We start from the raw sequence: 22,626 nt of genomic DNA on the forward strand, positions 1-22,626 counted from the left end.
CGCCGTACGGCCCCCCGCACTCGGGCGGGTACTGCCAGGGGCACTGCTCTGGCCGCTGCCCGGGCCGCCGCTCAGGTCCCTGCCGGGGGCGTCCCGATTGCGGCTCGGACGTCGACTCGCCCCGTCGACCAGGGCGAGCGCCTGCTCGATGGCCCGCTCCTCCTCCGCGCGTGCGAGGTCGCTCCCGGACTCCGCGCCGGCGAGGTCGCTCCCGGGGCCGGCGGGGCGGAAGTCGCCGCCGGCCGGGCCGGGTCGCGGCCCGTCGGAGCCGGTCATAGTGTCCCGGTCCCCTCGCGGCCCGCGTCGGGATTCGCCCCGCCCGCCGGCCCGCCCGCCGGCCCACTCGTCGCATCGTCCCCCGCGCTCGCCTCCGCTTCCCAGCGCAAGGCGAGTGCGGTGGCCTTGCGAGCGGCCTCCGCGACCGCCGCGGCGGCCTCGTCGGGCCCCGCGCCGGCGCTCGCCCTGGCTGCCGCGTACCCGACCAGGAAGGTCGTGAGCGGAGCAGCGGGCCGGGCAACTCCGTGCGCGGCGTCACGGGCGAGGTCGAGCAGGACACCGGTGTCGACTTCGAGTTCGATTCCCAGTTCGTTCTTGACCGAGGTGATCCATTCGTCCAGCACGGCCCCATGCTCCCTGATCCGGGCTCTGGCGGCGGCGATGTCGTCCCAAGTGTCGCAGTCGAACGCGGCGTCGGGGCCCGCGTCGACCCGGGCGAGGTCCAGCTCCGCCGTCAGGAGCCGGAGCGGCAGCCCGGCGAGGCCCCCGTACTCGGTGGCGATCAGGGCCAGCTCCCGGCGGAGCGGCTCAGCGCGGTAGGCGGCCACGAGCGGCTGGTCGCGCCCGTCGGGGTCGGTGCACAAGGCCCCTTCCCGGCCGGGCCGGCCGGCGGCGGCGGCGAGCAGCGCGTCGACCGTCCCCGGGCCGAGGAACGGAAGGTCGGCGGAGAGGACGAGAACGCGTTCCGCCGTCGTCATCCGCAGCCCCGCGCCCAGCGCCGCCAACGGGCCGCCGCCCTGGGGTTCTTCCCTCGTCCAGACGACCGGTCGGGCGGTGGCACGACGACCGCCCACCACGACGGTGAGGGCCGCGTCCGCGCACGCCGCGAGGACCCGGTCGAGCAGCGCCCGGCCGCCCACCCGGACTCCCGGCTTGTCGGCGCCGCCGAGCCGCTTCGCGGCCCCGCCGGCAAGGACGATCACGTCATAGGCGGTCATCCGTCAAGTATGGGCGGCGCCCCGGAGCGACGCCCCCGCCGGGGTGGGTGGAAGTCCCCGGCCCAAAGGGGGCGCGTCCGGGAAGCCGCCGGATGACCGGCTACAGGGTGCGCAGCAGCACCGCCGGCTGCTCCACGCAGTCCGCCACGTACCGGAGGAAGCCGCCCGCCGTTCCGCCGTCGCACACCCGGTGGTCGAAGGTGAGGGACAGCTGGACGACCTGACGTACGGCCAGTTCGCCCCGGTGCACCCAGGGCTTGGGCATGATCCGGCCGACGCCGAGCATCGCCGCTTCCGGGTGGTTGATGATCGGCGTCGAACCGTCGACCCCGAACACTCCGTAGTTGTTCAGCGTGAACGTGCCCCCGGTCAGCTGGGCCGGGCTGAGCCTCCCGGTCCGGGCCAGCTCGGTCAGCCGGGCGATCTCGGCCCCTATCGACTCGGCGTTACGGGTGTGCGCGTCCCGGACGACCGGAACGACGAGGCCCCGCTCGGTCTGGGCCGCGAACCCGAGGTGCACGCCGGGCAGCCGGACGATCTCCCGCGCCGCCGTGTCCACGGTGGAGTTGAGCTCGGGATACCGGGCCAGCGCCGCGGTGCAGATCCGCGCCAGCAGGGCCAGGACCGACACCTTCGGCCCGGCGGACGGGCCCGTAGCCGCGTTCATCGCGGCCCTGACCGCCATCAGTTCGGTGGCGTCGGCGTCGACCCAGCAGGTGGCGTCCGGGATCTCGGTCCGGCTGCGTGACAGCTTGTCGGCGACCGTCCCGCGCACCCCGCGCAGCGGAATGCGCTCGGCGGCCGGAGCAGCGGAGGCGTTCGGTCCCGCGAGCGGGGGAGCCTCGGTAGCACCGGTCGGGGCTGCGGCCGCCGTCGGCGCCTGGGCCCGGGCCGGACGTGCCGCCGTCGCGGTCTCCTCCGCCGCGATCCCCTCCGCCGTCCTGATCGCCCGGTCGACGTCGGCGCGCAGGATCAGCCCGTCGGGACCCGAACCCGCCAGCCGCCGCAGATCGATGTCGTGCTGCCGGGCCAGTCGGCGTACCAGCGGAGAGACCACCGGCACGGGGCCCTGCACGTCGGTCGCGAGAGCCGTCGCCGGGGCGGGATCCGTAACGAGTTCCGTAGCCCGGGCGGTCACGACGACGTCCGCCACCGCCCGGTCGAGGCGGCCCGGCCGGATGCGCCGGCGCCGTGCGGCCGGTGCACCCGTCCCGTATCCCACGAGCACGTTCCCCGAGCCGGCCGAGGACTCCGGGTCGGAGGCGGCAGTGGCGGAGGAAACGGAGGGCGAAGGGGACGGACCGGAGAGAGCCGGCCCCTCCGGCGCTCCGGCGGCGACCGTCAGCAGCGGTGCGCCGACAGGAAGTTCCGTGCCCTCCTCGCCGAACCGTGCGGTCACCACCCCCCCATAGGGGCAGGGCACCTCCACCATGGCCTTGGCCGTCTCGACCTCGACGACGGGCTGGTCGATGGCGACGACATCGCCGACCTCCACCAGCCAGCGGACGATCTCCGCCTCGGTCAGCCCCTCACCGAGGTCCGGCAGTTTGAATTCGAGCACCTGGGCCATCAGCTGTCCGCCTCCCACTGCAACCGGGCCACCGCGTCGAGCACCCGGTCCACTCCCGGCAGATGGTGCCGCTCCAGCATGGGCGGCGGGTAGGGGATGTCGAACCCGGCCACCCGCAGCACCGGAGCCTCCAGATGGTGGAAGCACCGCTCGGTGACCCGGGCCGCGATCTCACCGCCGGGCCCGCCGAATCCGGGGGATTCATGGACGACGACCGCGCGCCCGGTGCGACGCACCGACGCGGCCACCGTCTCGTCGTCGAACGGCACCAGCGAACGCAGGTCCACCACTTCGAGGTCCCAGCCCTCGGCGACGGCCGCCTCGGCGGCCTCCATACAGACCGGCAGGGAGGGCCCGTACGTGATCAGCGTGGCGCTGCGCCCGGAACGGCGCACCACGGCCTTGCCGATCGGCTCGACCGCGGCGGGGGCCTCGGGCGACCAGTCGGCCTTGGACCAGTAGAGCCGCTTCGGCTCCAGGAAGATCACCGGGTCGTCCGAGGCGATCGACTCCCGCAGCAGCCCGTACGCGTCGTCGACCGTGGCCGGTGTGACGACGTGCAGGCCCGGCGTGGCCATGTAGTACGCCTCGGAGGAGTCGCTGTGGTGCTCGACCCCGCCGATCCCGCCGCCGTACGGCACCCGCACGGTGATGGGCAACGGCATGGCCCCGCCGGTGCGGTTGCGCATCTTGGCGACATGGCTCATCAGCTGCTCGAACGCCGGGTAGGCGAACGCGTCGAACTGCATCTCCACCACGGGCCGCAGCCCGTACATCGCCATGCCGACGGCCGCGCCGAGGATGCCCGCCTCGGCGAGGGGGGTGTCGGTGCAGCGGTCGTCGCCGAACTCCTTCGCCAGCCCGTCGGTGATCCGGAAGACCCCGCCGAGCGTGCCCACGTCCTCACCGAGCACGTGGACGGTGGGGTCCTCGGCCATCGAGTCGCGCAGCGCGCGCCCGAGGGCCTGGGCCATCGTGGCCGGTTTCGCCTTCGCGTGAAGTCCGCCGGCCGTCGCTGCCGCGGTGGTCATCGTCCTGCCTCCGCGCCGTGCTCGTCGTGGTCCTGCTCGGCGTCCAGCTCGGCGCGCAGGGCCGCGGCCTGCTCCCGGAGCTGGCCGGTCTGCTCGGCGTAGACATGGGCGAACAGGTCCATCGGGGCCAGCTCCGGATCCGCGTTCATCCGGTCGCGCAGGGCGGCGGCCATGCGTTCGGCGGCCTCCTTCGCCCGCTCGATGCCCTCGTCTTCCAGCAGTCCGCGCTCCGTCAGCTCCCGCTCCAGCAGCCGCACCGGGTCGTGCGCCCGCCAGGCCTCGACCTCGCTGTCGACCCGGTAGCGGGTGGCGTCGTCGGCGTTGGTGTGGGCCTCCATGCGATAGGTGACCGCCTCGACCAGGGTCGGCCCCTCGCCGCGCCGGGCCCGGGCCACGGCCTCGCTCAGCACCTGGTGCACCGCGGCGGCGTCGTTGCCGTCGACGAGGCGGCCCGGCATCCCGTATCCGACGGCCTTGTGGGCGAGGGAGGGAGCGGCGGTCTGCTTGGCCAGCGGCACCGAGATCGCGAAGCCGTTGTTCTGGACGAAGAAGACGACCGGGGCCTTCCATACGGCCGCGAAGTTCAGCGCCTCGTGGAAGTCGCCCTCGCTGGTGCCGCCGTCGCCGACCATGGCGAGCGCCACCACGTCGTCGCCCTTGAGCCGGGCGGCGTGCGCCAGCCCCACGGCGTGCGGGAGCTGGGTGGCCAGTGGGGTGCACAGCGGGGCGATGCGGTGTTCGCGCGGGTCGTAGCCGGTGTGCCGGTCACCGCGCAGCAGGGTCAGCGCCTCGACCGGGTCCAGGCCGCGCGCGACGGCCGCCAGCGTGTCGCGGTAGCTGGGGAAGAGCCAGTCGCGCTCCTCCAGGACCAGGGCGGCGGCGATCTCGCACGCCTCCTGGCCGGTGCTCGACGGGTAGACCGCGAGTCGGCCCTGCTTCGTCAGCGCGGTGGCCTGGGCGTTGTAGCGGCGCCCGCGCACCAGCTCGGCGTGGAGCCGGAGCAACAGTTCGGGATCGACATCGGCGACCGCGTCCGTACCGAGCACCCGGTAGGGCTCCGGGTCCGGGAGCAGCGGGGCGGGGTCGGTGATCGGCTTCCAGGCCGGGGGCGGCGTGGGCCGGTAGGCGGCCGCGCCGGGCAGCTCTTGGACCGTCATGAGAAGCACCTCCTGGCATCGAGGGAGATCGAGGGGTGTCGATCGGGGGTGTCGATATGAAGCGAGATGTCGAGGGGTGAGTGAGGCACGGGTGTGGCGTGCCTCACCTACCGATTGTTCGGTCGCGAGCGCATTTTGGCTACAGGCGCCGCCAGCCTGTGGACAAACGGTTCTCCACAGCCTGGGATAGGGGCAGGTCGTCCACAACAGGGAGGCGCGGGCCGATGACAGCTGAACAAATGGCCGACAGGAGCAAGGAGCCGGGCCGGGCCGAGCCCTCGGCCACACCGTCGGCCGCCCCCGCGGGCCCGGCGACGGAGCCCCCGGTTCCGCCCGCGCGGCCGCTGGACGCCATCGACCGCGACATCCTGCGCATCCTCCAGACGGACGGCCGCGCCTCGATACGGTCCGTGGCCGAACGGGTCCACGTCTCGCGCGCCAACGCCTACGCCCGTATCAACCGGCTCGTCGAGGACGGCGTGATCCGCGGCTTCGGCGCCCGGGTCGACCACGAGCGGGCGGGCCAGGGGGCGTCCGCGTACATCACGCTCAAGATCGTGCAGAACTCCTGGCGCACCGTGCGCGAGCAGCTCCAGGCGCTGCCCGGGGCCACACACATCGCCCTGGTCAGCGGCGATTTCGACGTACTGCTCCTGGTGCACACGCCGGACAACCGGGCGCTGCGCGAGCTGGTCCTCACCCGGATCCAGTCGATTCCCGAGGTGCTCTCCACACGCACGCTGCTGGTGTTCGAGGAGACGGACCTCGGCCCGCGACCGGACCGGCCGGCCGAACTCGCCTGACCCTGCCGGGCGGACTCAGCGGCCGTTCGCCCGCATCCCCTCGAAGGCCAGCTGGACGACCGTGTCCGCGAGCTGCTCCTCCCCCGGGAAACCGCCCGGCTGCGGCCGGTACCACTCGACCAGCGAGTTCACCATGCCGAACAGCAGCCGGGTCGCCAGCCGTATGTCCACGTCCGCCCGCAGGTCGCCCTCGGCGACCGCGGCCTTGAGCAGCTCCGACACCCGCTGGTCGAACTCGCGTCGCCGCTCCAGCGCCCAGCGCTCCGTCTTCGTGTTGCCGCGCACACGCAGCAGCAGCGTGACGTAGGGGACCTCGGCCATCAGCACGTCGACGGTCCGGCGCGTGACGTACTCGACCCGCTCGACCGCACGCCCGCGCTGCGCCCCCGGCTCGTCGAGGATGGCGAAGAGCCCGTCGAGCGCCCGGCTCACGGCGCGGCGCAGCAGCTCCTCCTTGCCCGCCACATGGTGGTAGATGGAGGATTTCGAGATGCCCGCCGCCCGGGAGAGGTGCTCCATGGAGGTGCCGTCGTAGCCGCGCTCGTTGAAGACACGGACGGCGACGGTGAGCAGGGTCTCCGGTGTGTACGTGTCCCGCTTGGCCGTGGTCATGTCCGCGATCCTCCCCCATGAGGGATCAGCCCCGCGTAGGCGGGGACCATCGAAGTTGTCCACAGGTTCCACAGGGCCCCTTGTCCCGACCGATCGTTCGGTTACTCTAACTCTGTCCGTACGTCACCGCCCGGCTCGATGAGGAGTTGGTCCGCCATGGCCGCCGCGCTCACCCCCCAGCAGCTGTCCGAGACCCACCGGCCCACGCTCGACCAGGCCCTCGACGTGATCAGTACCCGCGCGTACTGGTCGCCGCACCCCGAGCACCCGAAGGCCTACGGAGAGGGCGGTGCCCCGGGCAGTCTGGGAGCGGCCGAGGGCAAGGCCGCGTTCGACGCGGTCCTGAACACCCGTCTCAACCTGGGTCAGCCCGGCACCGACGGCTGGACCGGCGGCGAGGTCTCGCCGTACGGGCCGGAGCTCGGCGTCGAGTATCCGCACGCCGACCCGGACGTCCTCCTGCCGGCGATGCGGGCCGGCACGGGCGCCTGGCGGGCGGCAGGGCCGGAGGTCCGGGCCCTGGTCTGTCTGGAGATCCTTTCGCGGATCAGCGCCCGCACCCACGAGCTGGCCCACGCCGTGATGCACACGAGCGGCCAGGCCTTCATGATGGCGTTCCAGGCGGGCGGCCCGCACGCCCAGGACCGTGGCCTGGAGGCCGTGGCGTACGCCTACCGGGAGCAGGTCCGCACCCCGGAGACCGCCGACTGGTCCAAGCCGCAGGGCAAGCGCGATCCGCTGAAGCTGCACAAGTCGTTCATCACGTCCGGCCGTGGCATCTCGCTGCTCATCGGCTGCAACACGTTCCCCACGTGGAACGGCTACCCCGGCCTCTTCGCCTCCCTCGCCACGGGCAACCCGGTGCTGGTCAAACCGCACCCGCGCGCCGTGCTCCCGCTGGCCCTCACGGTGTCCATCGCCCGCGAGGTGCTGAGCGAGGCGGGCTTCGACCCGAATCTGGTCGCGCTGGCCGCCGAGCGGCCCGGTGAGGGCATCGCCAAGAACCTCGCGGTCCGTCCCGAGATCCGGATCATCGACTACACCGGCTCCACCGCCTTCGGCGACTGGCTGGAGGAGAACGCCCGCCAGGCCCAGGTCTACACGGAGAAGGCCGGCGTCAACACGATCGTCGTCGACTCCACCGACGACTACCGGGGCATGCTCGCCAACCTGGCGTTCTCGCTCTCGCTGTACAGCGGCCAGATGTGCACCACCCCGCAGAACCTGCTGATTCCCCGGGACGGCATCGCCACCGACGACGGTGCCAAGTCCTACGACGACGTGGTCGCCGACCTCGCGGCGGCCGTCACCGGGCTGCTCGGCGACGACGCCCGCGCGGCCGCCCTGCTCGGCGCACTGGTCAACCCGGACGTCAGGGCCCGGGTGGAGGCCGCCGGAGAGATCGGCGAGGTGGCGCTGGACTCGCGCACGGTCGCGAACGCCGAATTCCCCGACGCGGTCGTCCGTACGCCGGTCGTCGTGAAGCTCGACGGCACCAAGACCGACGACGGCGCGGCCTACCTCTCGGAGTGCTTCGGGCCGGTGTCCTTCGCCGTCGCCGTCGAGTCGACGTCCGCCGCCCTCGACCTGCTCCGCCGCACGATCCGCGACAAGGGGGCGATGACGGTCGGCGCCTACACCACCTCCCCCGAGGTGGAGCGTGCGATCGAGGACGTCTGCCTGGACGAGTCGGCCCAGCTCTCGCTGAACCTGACCGGAGGGGTGTACGTCAACCAGACCGCGGCCTTCTCCGACTTCCACGGCTCCGGTGGCAACCCCGCCGCGAACGCGGCGCTGTGCGACGGGGCCTTCGTCGCCAACCGCTTCCGAGTGGTGGAGGTGCGCCGCCAGGCCTAACGAGTGTCTCGCGGGTCCGGGACGTCGGCGTAGCGCTGCACCCACGCGTGCATCGCGATGGCCGCGGCGGCGCCGGCGTTGATGGACCGGGTCGAGCCGAACTGCGCGATCGAGCACACCATCGTGGCGTGCTCACGCGCTTCCTCGGTCAGGCCGGGGCCCTCCTGCCCGAACAGCAGGACGCACCGGCGCGGCAGCTCGGTGCGCTCCAGCGGCACCGCACCGGGGAGGTTGTCGATCCCGATGATCGGCAGCCCCTCGGCCATCGCCCACGCGGTCAGGTCCGCCGTGTCGGGGTGGTGGCGCACATGCTGGTAGCGGTCGGTGACCATGGCGCCGCGCCGGTTCCAGCGCCGCCGGCCCACGATGTGGATCTCCTTGGCCAGGAAGGCGTTGGCGGTCCGCACCACCGAGCCGATGTTGAAGTCGTGGCCCCAGTTCTCCACGGCCACGTGGAAGTCGTGCCGCCGCAGGTCGAGATCGGCGACGATCGCCTCCCGCGTCCAGTAGCGGTACGCGTCACCGACGTTGCGCCGGTCGCCGTCAGCCAGCAGCTCGGGGTCGTAGCGCTCGCCCTGGGGCCAGGGCAGCGGGTGCGGCCCGACACCGATCGTCTGGCCGTAGCCGTCGTCGTACTGGAGGGGTTCGTCCTGGGGAGGACCCTCCTGGACGTCTTCCGCCCGGAGGGGCTCCGCCGCTGCCGGGGGCTGTTGGGTTCTGCCGGTCTCACTGCTCACCCGACGAGCGTATGGCCCCCGCCGCCGCCCTGGAGCCGGGGCTCCTCCGTACCGCCGTGGCCGTCCTCCGCCGGTCCGGCCTCCGGTGGGTCCGCGGGTCCGTGCGCGGCGTCGGGTGTCCCGGGCTTCCCCGGCGTACGCGGCCGGCCGGGCAGCCCGGAGACCAGCCGCCGCCTGCCGGCCGTGACCCGGGCGCCCAGCCACACGAGGAACGCCGTCGGCAGGAACACCGCGTCGGCCGCGATCATCGCCATGGAGAAGAACGGCAGCCCGAGCAGCAGGGCGATCCCCGCGTGCTCACAGATCATCGCGACCAGCAGGACGTTCTTGACCCGCCGGTTGAACAGCGTGAACGGAAAGGCGACCTGGACGATGACCGTGCCGTACGTCAGCACCATCACCATCAGCCCACTGGCGCCCAGGATGTCCGACAGGGCGGGCCACGGGGTGAAGTAGTCGAGGTTGAGCGGGTAGTGCAGCGCGGTGCCGTCCTGCCAGCGCGATCCCTGGATCTTGTACCAGCCGGCCGTCGCGTAGATCAGGCAGACCTCGGCCATGATCACGGCGAGGGTGGCGTTGTGCGCGAGGTTGGCCAGCACATCGAGCAGGGTGCGGGGCTCGCCGTGCGGCTGGTAGCGGTTCACGGCCCACCAGGCGGCGGCCGAGATCCAGATCGTCCACAGCAGGGCCGGGAGCCACCAGGTGCCGCCGAGCCCGCCCATCAGCGTGGCCGCCACGAGGACGGGGCCGAGGAGCACCCAGAGCACCGGGCCCACGAAGTCTCGCAGCGGCGGCAGGCCCGCCGCGGCACGCTGTGCGTTGCGCGCCGCACGCCGGGCGTCCAGCGACCAGACCTGGGCGCAGCGCGTCAGCACCAGGTAGATCGCCATGAGGTGGACGACGTTGTCACCGCCGTCGCCCATGAAGATGCTGCGGTTCTGCACGGAGAGCACGCCGACCATGAAGAGGACGGACATGGTCCGGGTCCGCCACCCGAGCAGCAGCGCCGCGGCGGACAGCAGCGTGAGGGCGTATGCCGCCTCGAACCAGACCGTGCTGTCGGTCCACATCAGGACGGAGAACGCCTCGTTGCCGTTCGTGAGCTGGCGGGCCAGATCCCAGTGCCACGGGCTGTCGGGGCCGTACAGCTCGTGGCGGTGCGGCAGCTCGCGCAGCAGGAAGAAGAGATAGGTGGCGGCGAAGCCGATCCGGACGACGGCACTCTGGTACGGGCCGAGGGCCGAGGCCGTGACGCGCTGAAGGGCGCGGGCCGGACCGCCACCGCGGTTGCCGGGACCTCCGGAGCGGCGCCCGTCCGGGCGGGGGCCGCCGGGCCGCGGGGCCGTGCTCCGTGGGGCGGCGGGCCAGGGAACGGTCACCGGTTCTCCTCCACGCGGTGCGCCTCGTCCACGCCGTACGCCTCGTCCCGGCTCTGCTCCGCGTCACGGGCGGGAAGATCGTCCGGGGTAACGGTCCACCAGGGGAGTACACGGTAGACGGGCCGGGTGCTGATCTTCTCGTTGCTCCACGGGGGCGGGGCGATGGAGCTGGTGGCGGAGCGGAGCTGGATGCGTTCGATCGTGCCGCCGTAGTCGCGCTCGCTCAGCCGCAGCATCGCGATGCGCCGGATGTAGCGCTCGGAGAGATCCCCGCGCAGACCGTTGGGGCGGTTCTCGCTGTCGTGGGAGTTGACGTAGAAGTCCCAGCCCCGGCGGAGCTCGTTCTGGTTCACATGACTGGGGAAGAAGCTGCCGCGTATCGCTTTGCCGTCCTCGTGGGTCAGGTTCATCCACCTCGTGGTGCGGCGGCCGTCGGCCCCCACCACATCGGCCCGCACATGGACGGCGATGTTCTGCTGGAGCGGGTTGGGCGCGAAGAGCTTCCAGTTCTGCTCGAACTCCGGGTAGATCCAGCGGTCGATCGTCTTCCCGTGCTGCTTGGTCAGCGTGTTGGACGGGGCGACGTGCAGGAACACCATGGCCACCTGCGTGCACGCGAGCAGTCCGATCAGGGACAGCGCCAGGGCCGCGACCACCTGGTAGGGAAAGGAGAGACCGGCTATGCCCCGGCCGGTGACCGAGAGCCCAGCCGCCGGTGCCGAGGGCGTCGGCGGTATGACTTCAGGGGTGTCCTGCGCTTCCGCCGACCGGTTCAACGCCTGCGGCCAGGCGTCCTTCCCCCCGCCCGCAGAGCTCCTGTCGTGGTCCGAATCCATCCCGCCCCGCTCACCGTCGATCACCACTCAGTTATCCACAGGGTTGACACCCTACGGGCCGCCGACTCACCATTGAAGTCAAGGAACCGAACGATCGGTCGGTAGGGAGCCCGGGATGGCGGCAGTGACTGCGGACCAGAGGACGCAGAAGACCCTCGGCACGGCGAATGCGGCGGACGCGGCGGACGCGGACCGCGTCGCGGCCTTCGACGCGACCGTCGCGGCGGACGAGCGGATCGAGCCGCGCGACTGGATGCCCGACGCCTATCGGGCGACGCTGATCCGCCAGATGGCCCAGCACGCCCACTCGGAGATCATCGGCATGCAGCCAGAGGCCAACTGGATCACCCGGGCGCCCTCGCTGCGCCGCAAGGCGATCCTCATGGCCAAGGTGCAGGACGAGGCGGGCCACGGCCTGTATCTCTACAGCGCCGCCGAGACCCTGGGCACCAGCCGCGAGGAGCTGCTCGACAAGCTCCACGCGGGCCGCCAGCGCTATTCGTCGATCTTCAACTACCCCACGCTGACCTGGGCCGACGTCGGCGCGATCGGCTGGCTGGTAGACGGGGCGGCGATCACCAACCAGGTGCCGCTCTGCCGCTGTTCCTACGGCCCCTACGCCCGCGCGATGGTCCGCGTCTGCAAGGAGGAGTCGTTCCACCAGCGCCAGGGATACGAGCTGCTGCTCGCCCTCAGCCGTGGCACCGAGGCCCAGCACGCCATGGCCCAGGACGCGGTGAACCGCTGGTGGTGGCCCTCCCTGATGATGTTCGGCCCGCCCGACGACGCCTCGTCGCACTCCGAGCAGTCCATGGCCTGGAAGATCAAGCGGCACTCCAACGACGAACTGCGCCGGCGCTTCGTGGACATCTGCGTGCCCCAGGCCGAGGCGCTGGGCCTGGATCTCCCGGACCCCGACATCCGGTGGAACGAGGAGCTCGGCCGACACGAGTTCGGCGCGATCGACTGGGCCGAGTTCCAGGCAGTCCTCAAGGGCAACGGCCCCTGCAACGAACAGCGGATCACCCAGCGGCGCAAGGCCCATGAGGAGGGCGCCTGGGTCCGGCAGGCGGCGGCCGCGTACGCCGCCAAGCACGCCCCGGCGGCAGCACCCACCTCACCGGCCCGGCCCCCGGCATCGGCACAGAACAGCGCGCCCGCGCAGCATGTGGAGGAGACGGCATGAGCAGCTCGACCGACTGGCCTCTGTGGGAGGTGTTCGTGCGCTCGCGGCGCGGACTGTCCCACACCCATGCGGGCAGCCTGCACGCGCCGGACGCCGAGATGGCCCTGCGCAACGCCCGCGACCTCTACACCCGCCGCTCGGAGGGCGTCTCGATCTGGGTGGTCCCGTCCACCGGGATCACGGCCTCCTCCCCCGACGAGAAGGACTCCTTCTTCGAGCCGGCCGGCGACAAGCCCTACCGTCACCCGACGTTCTACGAGATCCCGGACGGGGTGAAGCACCTGTGAGCGCCGCACTCGCCCTCGGCGACGACGCGCTGGTGCTCTCGCACCGGCTGGGGGAGTGGGCTGGCCACGCCCCCGTCCTGGAGGAGGAGGTGGCACTCGCCAACATCGCCCTGGACCTGCTGGGACAGGCACGGGTGCTGCTCTCCCTCGCCGGCGACGAGGACGAGCTCGCCTACCTCCGCGAGGAGCGCGCCTTCCGCAACCTCCAGCTGGTCGAGCAGCCGAACGGGGACTTCGCCCACACCATCGCCCGCCAGCTCTACTTCTCGGTGTACCAGCACCTGCTGTACGAGCGGCTGGCGGCCGGGGACGGCGAGTTCACCGGCCTCGCCGCCAAGGCCGTGAAGGAGGTGGCCTACCACCGTGACCACGCCGAGCAGTGGGTCCTGAGGCTCGGCGACGGCACCGAGGAGAGCCACGGCCGGATGCAGAGCGGACTGGACGCGCTGTGGCGGTTCACCGGCGAGATGCTCCAGCCGGTCGAAGGTCTCGACTCCCCGGACTCCGGTGTCGACTGGCAGGCGCTGCGGAGCAGTTGGCTCGCCGCCGTCACCGATGTCGTCGAGCGGGCCGGCCTGACCCTCCCGGCGGGCCCGCAGTCCGGGGGCTGGGCGGCGGGTGCGGGCCGGCAGGGCCTGCACACCGAGCCGTTCGGCCGCATGATCGCCGAGATGCAGCACCTGCACCGCAGCCATCCGGGGGCGTCATGGTGACCGACACCCGGCTGGAGGCGGAGCTGCGCGACCTCGCCGGCTCCGTGCCCGACCCCGAGCTGCCGGTGCTGACCCTGGCGGAGCTCGGCGTCCTGCGGGACCTACGGGTGGACGGCCCGGGCCACGTGACCGTACAGCTCACCCCGACCTACACCGGCTGCCCGGCGATCGAGGCGATGTCCGCCGACATCGAGCGGGTGCTGCACGACCACGGCGTCCCGGACGTCTCCGTGGTCACGGTCCTGGCGCCGGCCTGGTCGACGGACGACATCAGCGCCGAGGGGCGTCGCAAGCTCGCCGAGTTCGGCATCGCCCCGCCGCGCGCCCAGGGCCCCGACGGGGGCCCCGTGCCGCTGACGCTCTCGGTGCGCTGCCCGCACTGCGGTTCCACGGACACGGAGCTGCTCAGCCGGTTCTCCTCCACGGCGTGCAAGGCCCTGCGTCGCTGCGTCGCCTGCCGTGAACCGTTCGACCACTTCAAGGAGTTGTAGATGTTCCATCCGCTCCGGGTCAGCGCGATCGAACGGCTCACGGACGACGCGGTGGCCGTGACGCTCGCCGTGCCGGCCGAGCTGCGCGAGACCTTCCGCCACACTCCCGGCCAGCATCTGAACGTGCGCTACACCGTGGACGGCCAGGAGATCCGCCGCTCGTACTCGATCTGCGCACCCGCCACCGAGCAGCCCGGCGATCCGGTGCTGCGGGTAGGTATCCGCATGGTCGAGGGCGGAGCCTTCTCCACCTACGCCCTGAAGGAGCTGACCGTCGGGGACCAGGTGGAGGCCATGCCTCCGATGGGCCGCTTCGTCCTGAAGCCGCGACCGGGTCTGTTCGCGGCGGTGGTCGGCGGCAGCGGCATCACCCCGGTGCTGTCGATGGCGGCCACCCTGCTCGACCGGGAGCCGACGGCCCGGTTCTGCCTGATCCGCAGTGACCGCACGGCGGCCTCGACGATGTTCCTCGACGAGGTGGCCGACCTCAAGGACCGGTATCCGGACCGCTTCCAGCTGGTCACCGCGCTCTCCCGGGAGGAGCAGTCGGCCGGGCTCCCCTCCGGACGGCTGGACGCCGGACGGCTCACCGGCCTGCTGCCCGCCGTGCTACCGGTGCCGGAGGTGGACGGCTGGTTCCTGTGCGGGCCGCTCGGCCTCGTACGGGGCACGGAGAAGGCGCTGAAGGCCCTCGGCGTCGACCGCACACGGGTCCATCAGGAGATCTTCCACGTCGACGAAGGCCCCGCCGATGTGACGGTGGTCAAGGTCGCCGCCCCGTCCGACGCCGTACTGACGGCCACCCTCCACGGCCGCTCGGGCAGCTGGCCCGTGCAGGACGCCGAATCCCTGCTGGAGACGGTGCTGCGGAGCCGTTCGGACGCTCCGTACGCCTGCAAGGGCGGGGTGTGTGGGACCTGCCGGGCGTTCCTCGTGTCGGGCGAGGTCCGGATGGACCGCAACTTCGCGCTGGAACCGGAGGAAACCGGGGCGGGCTTCGTGCTGGCCTGTCAGTCGCACCCGCTCACCCCGGAGGTGGAGTTGGACTTCGACCGCTGAGGCGCGCGTACGCCTCCGCACTGTTCCCTTCCCATAGAACCTGTTCTATCTTGACGACCCGTCAGGTCGTCAACGGTTAGCGGGAGGCCGGGACAGTGGACTTCACCTTCACCGAGGAACAGCAGGCGGCCGTCGAGGCGGCCAGGGCCGTCTTCTCGGATGTCGCGCCCGACCGCGCGCCCAGTCCCGCCCTGACCCCGGGCGCCGTGGCGGAGGACATCGACCGGCGGCTGTGGGACGAGCTGGCGCGCACGGACCTGCTCGGGCTCACGCTGTCGCCGGACCACGGAGGCGCGGGCCTCGACCCGATCGCGCTCTGCCTGGTCCTTCGGGAGTCGGCCAAGGTGCTGGCCAGGGTCCCGCTGCTGGAGAGCTGCGCGGTCGCGATGACGGTCCAGAGGTACGGCGAAAGCTCCTTCGCGGCGGAGCTGCTGCCCCGGGCCGGCCGGGGCGAACTGATCCTGACCGCCGGCGCCAACGGGCGCAGCGGCCACGACCCCGCCGAACTCTCCGTCGCCGCACGGCCGTACGGCGAGAACGAGACGTCTGCGGGAGACTCCGGCTGGGTGCTCGACGGGGTGCAGTCCGCGGTTCCCTGGGCCCAGGTGGCCGACTGGATCGCCGTCCCCGCGCACACCGCCGGGGGCCGGCCGGTCCTGGCCCTCGTGCCCCGTACCCGCGACGGGGTCTCCCTGGCCGACCAGGTCTCCACCAGCGGTGAACGCCTGGCCGAGGTCCGGCTCGACGCCGTGCGCGTGGCAACCCGCGAGCTGATCGACACGGCGGACTGCTGGGAGTGGCTGCGGTCCCTGCTCACCACCGGGACCTGCGCGCTGGCGCTCGGGCTGGGCGAGCGGGTGCTCGCGATGACCGCCGAATACACCGGCAGGCGTGAGCAGTTCGGATTCCCGATCGCCACGTTCCAGGCGGTGGCGGTCCAGGCCGCCGACCGGTACATCGATCTGCGGGCGATGGAGGCCACCCTCTGGCAGGCCGCGTGGCGGATCTCCACCGATGCCGGGGGGCCGCTGCCCCCTGCAGGCGATGTCGCCGTGGCGAAGGTCTGGGCCTCCGACGGCGTCCGCCGCGTCGTGCAGACAGCCCAGCACCTGCACGGCGGGTTCGGCGCGGACACCGACTACCCGCTGCACCGCTTCCACGCCTGGGCGAAGCAGATCGAGCTCTCCCTCGGTCCGGCAGCGGCCCATGAGGAGGCCCTGGGCGACCTGCTGGCCGCCCACCCGCTCGGCTGACGACCCGGCCCTGCAGCCCGGCCCCGGCCCCGACGGGGCTCAGAGGACGAAGGCGGGCGTCCCGTTGTCCGTGACCATCGGGCGTCCGGCTCCGTCCCAGGCCTGCATGCCGCCGTCGATGTTGACCGCGTCGACGCCCTGCTGGACCAGGTACTGGGTGACCTGGGCCGACCGGCCGCCGACCCGGCACATCACATGGACGCGACGGCCGTCCTCGGCGGCCTCGGTCAGCTCACCGAACCGGCCGACGAAGTCGCTCATCGGGATGTGCAGCGCACCCTCGACGTGACCGGCCGCCCACTCGTCGTTCTCACGTACGTCCAGGACGAAGCCGTCCGACGGCACCGCCGCGGCGTCCACCGAGGGCAGCGGGGCGAAATTCATGGGTCATGCCTTCTCTCGTGCGATCTTGGGCCTCGTACATACGCGGCAGAGTCACCGGAACGCTACTGCACCATCTCCGCGAGCTCGGCCTCGCGCCGGGACACCTCGCCCAGCAGTTGCTCCGCGATGTCCTCCAGCAGCTGGTCCGGGTCGTCCGGGGCCATCCGCAGCATCGAGCCGATCGCACCCTCCTCCAACTCCTTGGCGAGCACCGCCAGCAGTTCCTTGCGCCGGCTGAGCCACTCCAGCCGGGCGTAGAGCTCCTCGCTCGCGCTCAACGGGGCCGGCTGCCGCACCGGGCCGGCCGCCCACTCCGCCACGAGCTCCTTGAGCAGCTCGACGTCACCGCGCCCGTAGGCGGCGTTCACCCGGGCGATGAACTCGTCCCGGCGCTGCCGTTCCGGCTCGTCCTGGGCGAGGTCCGGGTGCGCCTTGCGGGCCAGGTCCCGGTAGAGCTTGCGGGCCTCCTCGCTCGGCCTGACCCGCTTCGGCGGCCTGACCGGCTGCTCGGTGAGCATGGCCGCGGCCTCGGGCGACAGACCGTCGGTGTCCATCCAGTCGTGGAACAGCTCGTCGACCCCGGGCATCGGCATGACGACCGCCCGTGCCTCCCGCGCCTTGCGCTCGTCCTCCGGATCCCCCGACCGGGCAGCCCGCGCCTCGGCGATCAGCGCGTCCAGCTCGTCGAGGCGGGTGTACATCGGGCCGAGCTTCTGGTGATGCAGCCGGGAGAAGTTCTCGACTTCCACCCGGAAGGTCTCCACCGCGATCTCGAACTCGATCAACGCCTGCTCGGCGGCCTGCACCGCCCTGGCCAGCCGTTCCTCCGGGCGCGGCGCGGCGCCCTCGGGGCTGGCGGGCTCCCCGGCAACGGCGGCGTCCGAGGCACCGGGAGCGTCCGCCGCGTCCGAGGCGTCCTGCGCACCAGCGGCATCCAGCGTTTCCGGGGCGGGCCGGGGCTCGTCAGGCCGGTCGTTGTCCTGCCGGTCTTCATCGTTCCGGGTAGTCGGCACCCCGGCTGCTTCGTGGGTCACCCGTCCAGCGTATGGCCACGGCCCGGCGGCACAGCACACACGGTGGGCTCCGGCCCCGGGGCTACCGCCTCAGGGACCGGGCCCACCGCCTCACGGACCCGTCATATACCGAACTCGGCGGCCAGCCTGCCCGCCTTGATCGCGCGCACCAGCTCGGCGTGATCCGCTTCCGTACGATCGGCGTACGTCACCGCGAACGCGGCCACGGCCGTGTCGAGCTCGTCGTTCTTGCCGCAGTAGCCCGCCAGCAGGCGGGGGTCGGCGCTGTGCGCGTGCGCCCGGGCGAGCAGCGCACCGGTCATCCGCCCGTAGTCGTCCACCTGGTCGGCGGCGAGCGCTGCGGGGTCCACGCTGCCCTTGCGGTTCCGGAACTGCCGGACCTGGAACTGCCTGCCGTCGACGTCCGCCCAGCCGAGCAGGATGTCGCTGACGACCTGCATCCGCTTCTGCCCGAGCACCACCCGGCGGCCCTCGTGCGCCACCTCCGGCACGTCGAATCCGACCGCGGGCAGATAGGGGGCGAGCACCGAAGGGCGCGCCTCCTTCACCTGGAGGACCAACGGCTCACCCCGATGGTCGAGCAGCAGCACCACGTACGACCGGGTCCCCACGCTGCCGGTGCCGACCACCCGGAACGCCACGTCGTGGATCGCGTACCGGGCCAGCAGCGGCACCCGGTCCTCGGAGACCGTGGAGAGATAGCCGGCGAGCCCGGCGGCCACGACCGCGGCCTCGGCGTCCGGCACCCGGCGCAGCACGGGCCGGGCGTCGACGAAGCGCCGACCGCCGTCCGGGCACTCCTCCGTGGATCGGGCGGCGAAGCGGGCGCTGGTGTTGTTGCGGGCCTTCTCCGAGACCCGCTCCAGGGTGCCGACCAGGTCACGCGCGTCCGTGTGCGAGACGAGCTCCTCGTCCGCGATCGCGTTCCAGGCGTCGAGGGCGGGCAGCCGGGCCAGCAGCCGCATCGTGCGCCGGTAGGCACCGACGGCGTCGTACGCGCCCCGGCGGCAGGTGTCCTCGTCGGCCCCGGCGGCCCGGCCCGCGAGCACCAGCGAGGTGGCGAGCCGCTTGAGGTCCCACTCCCACGGCCCGAAGGCGGTCTCGTCGAAGTCGTTCAGATCGATGACCAGGCTGCCCCGGGCATCGCCGTAGAGGCCGAAGTTGGCCGCGTGCGCGTCGCCGCAGAGCTGGGCGCCCACGCCGGTGACCGGGCTGCCCATCAGGTCGTGGGCCATCAACCCGGCCGCACCCCGCAGGAAGGCGAACGGTGTGGCAGCCATCCGGCCCACCCGTATCGGCGTCAGCCCGGGCACCCGGCCCCGGTTCGACTCCTCGACGGCCCGCACCGCGTCCGGCCGTCCCGGCGGCAGGACGAGCGAGGCGTGCGAGGACCGCGGCACCCGGTCGCGGAGAGCCTTGCCCGCGGCCTTCGGTGAACTCGCGGCCCCGCGCCGGGCGAACCCGGGCACAGCTGGAATGCGCAGGTCCGATCCCGGAGCTCCCGCGGCTCCGGCCGTTCCCTCAGTCCGCTGCTCAGACATCGTCGCCTCGGTTCCGCTCATGGAGCGTCGCCTCCCCCACTCTCGTACCGCTCTCCGGCTGCCCGGCTGTCCGACCGGCCCAGCGGCCCTGTCCACCAGCGACCGAGCACGACGGTACCGCCGATTCCCGGTCCCGGCCGGGGCCTGTGGACAGACGCCGGGCGGACCCTGTGGACAACTGCGGAGCGCCTCGGTCCGGCAGGACGAGGCCGGCAGAACGAGGCCGACCCGACCGGACGACGTCAGCAGCCGGTTCCGGAGCCGGTCCCGTCGTCCCGCGCCAGATAGGTGTCCGCCCACTGCCCTAGCTCGTTGAGCGCGGGCTCCATCGCGGCGCCGGCCTCGGTAAGCCGGTACGCGACGCGCAGCGGCGGCCCCTCGTCGACCTCGCGGATCACCAGGCCGGCCGCACCGAGTTCGGTCAGCCGGTCCGAGAGCATGCGCTCGCTGATTCCGGGAATCGCCCGGCGCAGCTCGGCGAAGTGCACCGGCCGCTGCAGCAGCACCGAGACGATCGGTCCGGTCCAGCGCTTGCCGAACAACTCGAAGACGCGGCTGATCCCCCCGTCGACCCGCCGACAGGCCTGCTCACTGTGATCCGCCATGCCCCTAGAGTACTGCGCCACCGTGGGCACCTTACTAAAGGTAAGTAGCTATGCTATTAGTAGTTACACACGGAATGGATCCGTCATGGCCGCCCGCGAGGTCCAGCCGACCCGCCCGCGCCCCTCCCCTCCCGTTGGAGATCTCCATGGCCACGCTTCTGCACCTCGACTCCGCCGTCTTCCCCCAGGGCTCCGCCTCCCGCGACGTCACCGCGGCGTTCGTCGAGGCCTGGCGCGAGCAGCACCCGGACGGCACCGTCGTCCATCGCGACCTCGCCGCCGACCCGCTTCCCCATCTGGACGCCGGCGCCACGGCCGCGGGCGCCGATGACCCGCTGCGCCGGGAACTGGCCGACGAACTCGCCGCGGCGGACGCCGTCCTGATCGGCGCACCGATGTACAACTTCACGATCCCGTCCACCCTCAAGGCCTGGCTGGACCAGGTGATCATCGTCGGGTACAACGCGGGACCGGACTCCCCCATCGCCGGGACCCCGATGACCGTCGTCGCCAGCCGGGGCGGTTCGTACGCTCCGGGCACCCCGCGCGAGAGCTTCGAGTTTGTCCAGAATTACCTGGAGAAGCTGCTCACGGGCATGTTCTCCGCCGAGGTGGACTTCATCGTTCCTGAGCTGACCCTCGCCCACTCGCAGCCGTCGATGGCCGAACTGATCCCGCTCGCCGAGGCCTCCCGCGCCCGGGCGTTCGACGACGCCCGGCAGAAGGCGAAGGCCCTGGCCACCCGCCTCGCCGCCTGAGGCGCCCACGACCGCGAAACCCGGAGAAACGGACAGGGTCACGGGGCTCCCACGAGCTCCGCGACCCTGTCGCTTCATGATCATGATGACGCTGATGAACCGGGCGTTTCACGTGAAACGCCGCGCGCCCCGTAAAGCCACGCGCCCCGTAAAGCAGGCAGGCCCAGGGCGCTGGTTCAGGCAGCCCCGCCGGCCCCCACGCCCGCACCCGCCGGCTCCTCGTCGGCCTGCCCGGTCCTCGTACCGCGACCCGCACCACCGCCCTGCAGGCCTGCATCGCCCGGCCGGGCGGCAGCGTCCTTGGCCTCCGCGGCGATCCTGGCCTCCTGCTCCTCCCGCTCCGCCTTCTCGCGTGCCTGAGCCGCCAGATCCACCCGGCCCTCCGGCTTGATGTGCGCGATGACACCGGGGTGAGCGATCGACGGCAGGATGTGGCGCCACATCTCCGCCACCTGCTCGCGCAGATCGGCGCGGCCTGAGTCGGCCTCCGAGACCAGCTGAATACCGGTGAACGAGGCGACGATGATTTTGGCCGACACCATCGGGTCGATCTGCGGGAACACCTCGCCGCGCTCCTGGCCCAGCTCCAGCATCCGGGCCGTCGCGTCGATCCAGTCACCCCACGGGTGCGGCCCGCCGAGGAAGACGCCCTCGATCGAGAGCCTCGTCCCGGCCCGGGCCATCGCGTTGTGACGCAGGGCGAACGCGAACTGCTGGCCACCGTCCACCAAGGACTGCAGCGGCGATCCGTCCTGCTCGAACTCGACCGTGGAGGTCTGCTCGTCCATGATCGCCTGCGCGATGGCCTCCTTGGAGGCGAAGTGGAAGTACAAGGCCCCCTTGGTGACCTTGGCGCGGCGGAGAATCTCCGAGATGGCGGCACGCTCGTAGCCGTAGTCGTCGAAGACACTCGCCGCAGCGTCCACGATCGACCGCCACGTCTGGACCGCGCGAGCCTGCTTCGCCATTTCCTGCCTCCGGGACGTTCTGTGCGCTCAGCCCTTCGCCGCCGAGCCGCCGTCGTTCCAACCTCTGCGGCCAGCGTATGCAAGTGCGCCGTCGCACCAGCCATCGGTCTGTCCGGAAACCGCGCCCGCACCCGATGGATCACCGACTGCGGACAGCCGCCGCCGCCTCCTCCTCCTCCTTACCCTGTGGGGCACCGACGAAATGTGCCGATCAGGGCTTGCACGGCACCATCAAAGATGGTTTCCCGCGGACCTGAAGATCATTTCCCGCACTCCAGGCGGAGGCCTCGTACACACTCATCGTGGTACGTCCGAGACATGACGACTTCAACCTTTCAAACCAGTGCGATCCACCCCCCTGGCCCGCCCCAGTGAGTACAGAGACCATCCTCGCCCCGCAGACGCGAAATCAACGCGTGCGCGATGCGTGCGCGGACGGATCCAGCACCCGTCGGGCCGGCCGTCATGCCGGTCTCGGCCGACAAGTCTCCGCCGAGCAGCCGAGGAGAGTCCCACCCCTCGCCCCGCACAGAGAGAAGCAGGCATCCGAAAAGACGCCCGCGGCGCGGGCCCTCCCCAAGGGCCACATCGCGATCGTCTACGACAACTTCTCCCCGTAAGTGACCACCAAGAAGCGTCAGCGGATCGGCACCGAGCTGCGGCGAACATCGTCGAGATCGCCTAGTACTCCAGCTGTAGATCGCGATCTTGCTGGGCGGGTCTGGTCCGGGAACGGGTGCGGCCACCGGTGATCATCGGTGTGTGAAGACAGAAGATCAGACGGTGGCCGCGGGTCACAGCATAGATCCTGCTCGCTGGCAGGAGGCGTTCGAGGCCTTGATGGGCCGTATCGCGGGACGGTTCGTCCGGGTGGAACCCCGTCGCCGGGCGAGGGCGTTCGTCCTCGGGTTGCTGTCGGGCCTGCCGCGCAAGAACTGCTGGACGCTCGCCGAGCATGCCGGGGACGCGAATCCGCATGGTCTGCAGCACCTGCTGTCGAGGGCCAGATGGGACGCCGACGCGGTACGCGATGACATCCGGGGCTTCGTCGTTGAGCACCTGCACCACGAGGACGCGGTGCTGGTCGTGGACGAGACCGGCGACCTGAAGAAGGGCACCGGCACGGTGGGCGTGCAGCGCCAGTACACCGG

General features: G+C 71.9%; 23 protein-coding genes and 1 pseudogene. 10 read left to right on the forward strand and 14 right to left on the reverse strand.

Annotation, left to right across the window (positions count from 1 at the left end; all coding sequences use genetic code 11):
* From B9S58_RS38440 to pdhA, 5 genes and pseudogenes are all read right to left on the reverse strand, one after another.
* Positions 1 to 276, reverse strand: a pseudogene (locus B9S58_RS38440) (hypothetical protein); the annotation flags it as partial.
* The gene (locus B9S58_RS12280; protein WP_103532154.1) at positions 273 to 1,214 is read right to left on the reverse strand and encodes a DUF6457 domain-containing protein; all 942 of its coding nucleotides are present in this window, start codon (positions 1,212 to 1,214) and stop codon (positions 273 to 275) included. The pseudogene B9S58_RS38440 and the gene B9S58_RS12280, both read right to left, overlap by 4 nt.
* Before the next feature lie 100 nt (positions 1,215 to 1,314).
* Positions 1,315 to 2,784, reverse strand: a complete 1,470-nt coding sequence (locus B9S58_RS12285) for a dihydrolipoamide acetyltransferase family protein (protein WP_103532180.1) — start codon at positions 2,782 to 2,784, stop codon at positions 1,315 to 1,317.
* Positions 2,784 to 3,815, reverse strand: a complete 1,032-nt coding sequence (locus B9S58_RS12290; RefSeq protein WP_103532155.1) for an alpha-ketoacid dehydrogenase subunit beta — start codon at positions 3,813 to 3,815, stop codon at positions 2,784 to 2,786. Before B9S58_RS12290 ends, B9S58_RS12285 begins: the two co-directional genes overlap by 1 nt.
* Positions 3,812 to 4,972: a pyruvate dehydrogenase (acetyl-transferring) E1 component subunit alpha gene (gene pdhA / locus B9S58_RS12295; RefSeq protein ID WP_103532156.1), complete on the reverse strand. Its 1,161-nt coding sequence runs from the start codon at positions 4,970 to 4,972 to the stop codon at positions 3,812 to 3,814. The genes B9S58_RS12290 and pdhA overlap by 4 nt, the downstream gene beginning before the upstream one ends.
* Positions 4,973 to 5,196: 224 nt before the next feature.
* Here pdhA and B9S58_RS12300 point away from each other — a divergent pair, with 224 nt between their 5' ends.
* On the forward strand, positions 5,197 to 5,775 hold the full coding sequence (locus tag B9S58_RS12300; RefSeq protein ID WP_103532157.1) for an Lrp/AsnC family transcriptional regulator: 579 nt from the start codon (positions 5,197 to 5,199) through the stop codon (positions 5,773 to 5,775).
* Between the two features lie 15 nt (positions 5,776 to 5,790).
* On the opposite strand, the gene B9S58_RS12305 is transcribed toward B9S58_RS12300, so the two are convergent.
* Positions 5,791 to 6,387 (reverse strand): TetR/AcrR family transcriptional regulator, encoded by a 597-nt coding sequence (locus B9S58_RS12305; protein WP_103532158.1) that lies wholly within the window; start codon positions 6,385 to 6,387, stop codon positions 5,791 to 5,793.
* Positions 6,388 to 6,543: 156 nt separating this feature from the next.
* On the opposite strand from B9S58_RS12305, the gene paaN reads away from it, so the two are divergent.
* A complete protein-coding gene (gene paaN / locus B9S58_RS12310) occupies positions 6,544 to 8,244 on the forward strand; it encodes a phenylacetic acid degradation protein PaaN (RefSeq protein WP_103532159.1) in 1,701 nt (566 codons plus the stop codon).
* Here the strand turns inward: paaN and B9S58_RS12315 are convergent.
* The 3 genes from B9S58_RS12315 to B9S58_RS12325 are packed head-to-tail and all read right to left on the reverse strand — an operon-like array spanning position 8,241 to position 11,223.
* Positions 8,241 to 8,981 carry a TrmH family RNA methyltransferase gene (locus B9S58_RS12315; protein ID WP_103532160.1) on the reverse strand — a complete coding sequence of 247 codons (741 nt, stop codon included), beginning with the start codon at positions 8,979 to 8,981 and terminating at the stop codon, positions 8,241 to 8,243. The genes paaN and B9S58_RS12315 overlap by 4 nt on opposite strands.
* Positions 8,978 to 10,360: an HTTM domain-containing protein gene (locus B9S58_RS12320; RefSeq protein WP_103532161.1), complete on the reverse strand. Its 1,383-nt coding sequence runs from the start codon at positions 10,358 to 10,360 to the stop codon at positions 8,978 to 8,980. Before B9S58_RS12320 ends, B9S58_RS12315 begins: the two co-directional genes overlap by 4 nt.
* Positions 10,357 to 11,223, reverse strand: coding sequence for a DUF5819 family protein (locus B9S58_RS12325; RefSeq protein ID WP_103532162.1), 867 nt, complete (start codon positions 11,221 to 11,223; stop codon positions 10,357 to 10,359). The genes B9S58_RS12320 and B9S58_RS12325 overlap by 4 nt, the downstream gene beginning before the upstream one ends.
* Before the next feature lie 88 nt (positions 11,224 to 11,311).
* Between B9S58_RS12325 and paaA the strand changes: the two genes are divergently transcribed.
* The 6 genes from paaA to B9S58_RS12355 all read left to right on the forward strand — a co-directional run bounded on the left by paaA (position 11,312) and on the right by B9S58_RS12355 (position 16,185).
* A complete protein-coding gene (paaA, locus tag B9S58_RS12330; RefSeq protein WP_103532163.1) occupies positions 11,312 to 12,382 on the forward strand; it encodes a 1,2-phenylacetyl-CoA epoxidase subunit PaaA in 1,071 nt (356 codons plus the stop codon).
* A complete protein-coding gene (gene paaB, locus B9S58_RS12335) occupies positions 12,379 to 12,669 on the forward strand; it encodes a 1,2-phenylacetyl-CoA epoxidase subunit PaaB (protein ID WP_007447213.1) in 291 nt (96 codons plus the stop codon). The genes paaA and paaB overlap by 4 nt, the downstream gene beginning before the upstream one ends.
* On the forward strand, positions 12,666 to 13,382 hold the full coding sequence (gene paaC / locus B9S58_RS12340) for a 1,2-phenylacetyl-CoA epoxidase subunit PaaC (RefSeq protein ID WP_103532164.1): 717 nt from the start codon (positions 12,666 to 12,668) through the stop codon (positions 13,380 to 13,382). The genes paaB and paaC overlap by 4 nt, the downstream gene beginning before the upstream one ends.
* Positions 13,376 to 13,873: a 1,2-phenylacetyl-CoA epoxidase subunit PaaD gene (gene paaD, locus B9S58_RS12345; RefSeq protein WP_103532165.1), complete on the forward strand. Its 498-nt coding sequence runs from the start codon at positions 13,376 to 13,378 to the stop codon at positions 13,871 to 13,873. Before paaC ends, paaD begins: the two co-directional genes overlap by 7 nt.
* A complete protein-coding gene (locus B9S58_RS12350; protein WP_103532166.1) occupies positions 13,874 to 14,932 on the forward strand; it encodes a 2Fe-2S iron-sulfur cluster-binding protein in 1,059 nt (352 codons plus the stop codon).
* A 95-nt stretch (positions 14,933 to 15,027) separates the two neighbouring features.
* Positions 15,028 to 16,185: an acyl-CoA dehydrogenase family protein gene (locus B9S58_RS12355; RefSeq protein WP_103532167.1), complete on the forward strand. Its 1,158-nt coding sequence runs from the start codon at positions 15,028 to 15,030 to the stop codon at positions 16,183 to 16,185.
* 39 nt (positions 16,186 to 16,224) lie between these two features.
* Here B9S58_RS12355 and B9S58_RS12360 read toward each other — a convergent pair whose 3' ends face one another.
* The 4 genes from B9S58_RS12360 to B9S58_RS12375 all read right to left on the reverse strand — a co-directional run bounded on the left by B9S58_RS12360 (position 16,225) and on the right by B9S58_RS12375 (position 19,749).
* Positions 16,225 to 16,569 carry a rhodanese-like domain-containing protein gene (locus B9S58_RS12360; protein WP_030077135.1) on the reverse strand — a complete coding sequence of 115 codons (345 nt, stop codon included), beginning with the start codon at positions 16,567 to 16,569 and terminating at the stop codon, positions 16,225 to 16,227.
* 62 nt (positions 16,570 to 16,631) lie between these two features.
* Positions 16,632 to 17,603, reverse strand: a complete 972-nt coding sequence (locus B9S58_RS12365; RefSeq protein ID WP_103532168.1) for a J domain-containing protein — start codon at positions 17,601 to 17,603, stop codon at positions 16,632 to 16,634.
* A 101-nt stretch (positions 17,604 to 17,704) separates the two neighbouring features.
* Complete coding sequence (locus B9S58_RS12370) at positions 17,705 to 19,165, reverse strand: DUF2252 domain-containing protein (protein WP_374935666.1); 1,461 nt, start codon at positions 19,163 to 19,165, stop codon at positions 17,705 to 17,707.
* Positions 19,166 to 19,386: 221 nt separating this feature from the next.
* Positions 19,387 to 19,749: a helix-turn-helix domain-containing protein gene (locus B9S58_RS12375; RefSeq protein ID WP_103532169.1), complete on the reverse strand. Its 363-nt coding sequence runs from the start codon at positions 19,747 to 19,749 to the stop codon at positions 19,387 to 19,389.
* A 146-nt stretch (positions 19,750 to 19,895) separates the two neighbouring features.
* Here B9S58_RS12375 and B9S58_RS12380 point away from each other — a divergent pair, with 146 nt between their 5' ends.
* Positions 19,896 to 20,507 (forward strand): FMN-dependent NADH-azoreductase, encoded by a 612-nt coding sequence (locus B9S58_RS12380; protein ID WP_103532170.1) that lies wholly within the window; start codon positions 19,896 to 19,898, stop codon positions 20,505 to 20,507.
* A gap of 176 nt (positions 20,508 to 20,683) precedes the next feature.
* Here B9S58_RS12380 and B9S58_RS12385 read toward each other — a convergent pair whose 3' ends face one another.
* The gene (locus B9S58_RS12385) at positions 20,684 to 21,475 is read right to left on the reverse strand and encodes a ScbR family autoregulator-binding transcription factor (protein ID WP_103532171.1); all 792 of its coding nucleotides are present in this window, start codon (positions 21,473 to 21,475) and stop codon (positions 20,684 to 20,686) included.
* Positions 21,476 to 22,315: 840 nt separating this feature from the next.
* Between B9S58_RS12385 and B9S58_RS12390 the strand changes: the two genes are divergently transcribed.
* A partial coding sequence (locus B9S58_RS12390; protein WP_181009259.1) for a transposase occupies positions 22,316 to 22,626 on the forward strand: 311 nt, incomplete at its 3' end.

This window comes from Streptomyces sp. SM11, from assembly GCF_002910905.1.
Classification (GTDB): domain Bacteria; phylum Actinomycetota; class Actinomycetes; order Streptomycetales; family Streptomycetaceae; genus Streptomyces.